3 protein-coding genes are annotated in these 3042 nt (G+C 39.3%); all 3 read left to right on the top strand.

Annotation, left to right across the window (positions count from 1 at the left end; all coding sequences use genetic code 11):
* Positions 1-396, top strand: a 396-nt coding sequence (gene rpsL, locus GB932_RS22075; protein ID WP_156758926.1) for a 30S ribosomal protein S12, incomplete at its 5' end; no start/stop codon positions are given.
* Positions 397-419: 23 nt separating this feature from the next.
* Entirely contained in the window at positions 420-896 is a 477-nt protein-coding gene (gene rpsG, locus GB932_RS22070; RefSeq protein ID WP_062673583.1) for a 30S ribosomal protein S7, read from the top strand.
* Between the two features lie 6 nt (positions 897-902).
* On the top strand, positions 903-3020 hold the full coding sequence (gene fusA, locus GB932_RS22065; RefSeq protein ID WP_062673585.1) for an elongation factor G: 2118 nt from the start codon (positions 903-905) through the stop codon (positions 3018-3020).
* Positions 3021-3042: the final 22 nt, after the last annotated feature.

Genomic DNA, 3042 nt, shown 5'->3' with positions numbered 1-3042 from the left:
TTAGTAAGAAAAGGAAGAGCCACGCTTGCCAAGAAGAGCAAATCGGCTGCCCTAGATTCTTGTCCACAAAGACGTGGTGTATGTACGAGAGTATATACAACTACACCTAAGAAACCAAACTCTGCACTTAGAAAAGTTGCAAGGGTAAGACTTTCTAACGGTAAAGAAGTTAACGCCTATATCCCGGGCGAAGGACACAATCTTCAGGAGCACTCGATAGTATTGGTTAGAGGCGGAAGGGTGAAAGACCTACCGGGAGTACGTTACCACATCGTAAGAGGTGCATTAGACACAGCTGGTGTAAATGGAAGAACACAGAGAAGATCTAAGTACGGAGCTAAGAGACCTAAACCAGGACAAGCAGCTGCTGCTCCTGCAAAAGGAAAGAAAAAATAATCATTAAATAAGGTACAAAAGCAATGAGAAAGACAAAAGCGAAAAAAAGACCGTTGTTACCAGATCCGAAATTTAATGATCAATTGGTAACGAGATTCGTAAACAACTTAATGCTTGACGGTAAGAAGTCAATCGCATTCAAAATTTTCTATGATGCATTAGATATCGTAGAAACTAAAAAAGGAGATAACGAAAAAACTGCACTTGAAATCTGGAAAGATGCACTTACAAATGTAATGCCTCACGTAGAAGTACGTTCTAGAAGAGTAGGTGGAGCTAACTTCCAGATCCCTATGCCAATCAGAGCTGATAGAAAGATTTCTATGGCAATGAAATGGTTAATCAAGTATTCTAAAGCTAGAAATGATAAGTCTATGGCTTTGAAATTAGCTAACGAAGTTGTAGCTGCTTCAAGAGAAGAAGGTGCTGCTTTCAAAAAGAAATCTGATACTCACAAAATGGCGGAAGCTAACAAGGCTTTCTCACACTTCAAATTCTAATCTGAAATGGGAAGAGATCTTAAATTTACAAGAAATATTGGTATCGCTGCTCACATTGATGCAGGTAAGACTACCACTACAGAAAGGATTCTATTCTATACAGGGGTAAACCACAAAATTGGAGAGGTTCACGATGGTGCTTCTACAATGGACTGGATGGAGCAGGAAGCAGAAAGAGGTATTACTATTACTTCTGCAGCTACCACTTGTTCTTGGAACTTTCCAACAGATCAAGGAAAAGCTTTACCAGAAACTAAACCTTACCACTTCAACATCATTGATACACCGGGACACGTTGACTTCACAGTAGAGGTAAACAGATCTTTAAGAGTATTGGATGGATTGGTATTCTTATTCTCTGCAGTAGATGGAGTAGAGCCTCAGTCTGAAACAAACTGGAGACTTGCTGACAACTACAAAGTTGCAAGAATGGGATTCGTAAACAAAATGGACAGACAAGGTGCTGACTTCCTTAACGTGGTAAACCAGGTTAAAGAAATGTTAGGATCTAACGCAGTTCCAATCGTTTTACCAATCGGTGCTGAAGAAGATTTCAAAGGAGTTGTTGACTTAATTAAAAACAGAGCGATCATCTGGGATGAAGCAGGACAAGGAGCTACTTTCGAAGTAGTGCCAATTCCTGAAGATATGAAAGATGAAGTTCTTGAATATAGAGAAAAACTAGTAGAAGCTGTTTCTGAGTATGACGAAACTTTGATGGAGAAATTCTTCGAAGATCCGGATTCAATTACAGAAGAAGAAATCAATGCTGCATTGAGAGCTGCTACTATCGATTTATCTATTATCCCAATGACTTGTGGTTCTTCATTCAAGAATAAAGGAGTACAGTTTATGTTGGATGCAGTATGTAAATACTTGCCTTCTCCATTGGATAAAGATGATATCAAAGGTACTGATCCGAGAACAGACGCTGAAATTACAAGAAAACCATCTGTAGATGAGCCTTTCGCAGCTTTAGCATTTAAGATTGCTACTGACCCATTCGTGGGAAGATTAGCATTCTTCAGAGCTTACTCTGGAAGACTGGATGCTGGTTCTTATATCTTGAACTCTCGTTCAGGAGATAAAGAAAGAATCTCAAGAATCTATCAGATGCACGCTAACAAACAAAACCCGGTAGAATATATTGAAGCTGGTGATATTGGTGCAGCGGTAGGATTCAAATCTATCAAAACTGGTGATACGATGTGTGATGAGAAAAACCCAATCGTTCTTGAATCGATGGTTTTCCCTGATCCGGTAATCGGTATCGCTGTTGAGCCTAAAACTAAAGCTGACCAGGATAAAATGGGTAACGCTCTAGCTAAATTGGCTGAAGAAGATCCAACGTTTACTGTAAGAACTGACGAAGCTTCTGGACAAACGATCATCTCTGGTATGGGTGAGCTTCACTTAGATATCATTGTAGACCGTATGAAGAGAGAGTTCAAGGTTGAAGTAAACCAGGGACAACCTCAGGTAGAGTACAAAGAAAACTTAACAAAAGTTGCCAGCCACAGAGAAGTTTACAAAAAGCAATCTGGAGGTAAAGGTAAATTTGCTGACATTGTATTTGAACTAGGACCTGCAGACGAAGGTAAAGTTGGTTTAGAATTCATCAATGAGATCAAAGGTGGTAACGTTCCTAGAGAATTCGTTCCTGCAATTGAAAAAGGATTTAAAGCTGCAATGAAGAACGGTCCATTGGCTGGTTTCGAAGTTGAAGGTATTAAAGTTACTCTTAAAGATGGATCTTTCCACGCAGTGGATTCTGACGCTCTTTCTTTCGAAATGGCTGCTAAGCTAGGATTTAAAGAAGCTGGTAAAGCTGCTAAACCAGTAATTATGGAGCCTATTATGAAACTGGAAGTTGTAACTCCGGAAGAATATATGGGTAACATCATTGGTGACCTTAACAAGAGAAGAGGTACTATCAGTGGCCAGGAAGAGAAAAACGGAGCTGTTGTAATCAAAGGTTCTGTTCCACTTTCTGAAATGTTTGGATATGTAACAACTCTAAGAACACTTTCATCAGGAAGAGCTACTTCTTCTATGGAATTAGAGAAATACGCACCAACTCCACAAAACGTTGCTGAAGAAATCATAGCTAAAGCAAAAGGTTAATTTTTAAATTAAAGAAATGTCA

This window comes from Microbacterium karelineae, assembly GCF_009745985.1.
Taxonomy (GTDB): Bacteria; Actinomycetota; Actinomycetes; order Actinomycetales; family Microbacteriaceae; genus Microbacterium; species Microbacterium karelineae.
The sequence above is the reverse complement of the archived record's forward strand: the minus strand, read 5'-3'. Positions and strand labels throughout refer to the sequence as shown.

Bases quoted from the DNA above. Each gene is read 5' to 3' on its own strand.
- rpsG (WP_062673583.1), top strand. From the start codon at position 420: ATGAGAAAGACAAAAGCGAAAAAAAGACCGTTGTTACCAGATCCGAAA.
- fusA (WP_062673585.1), top strand. From the start codon at position 903: ATGGGAAGAGATCTTAAATTTACAAGAAATATTGGTATCGCTGCTCAC.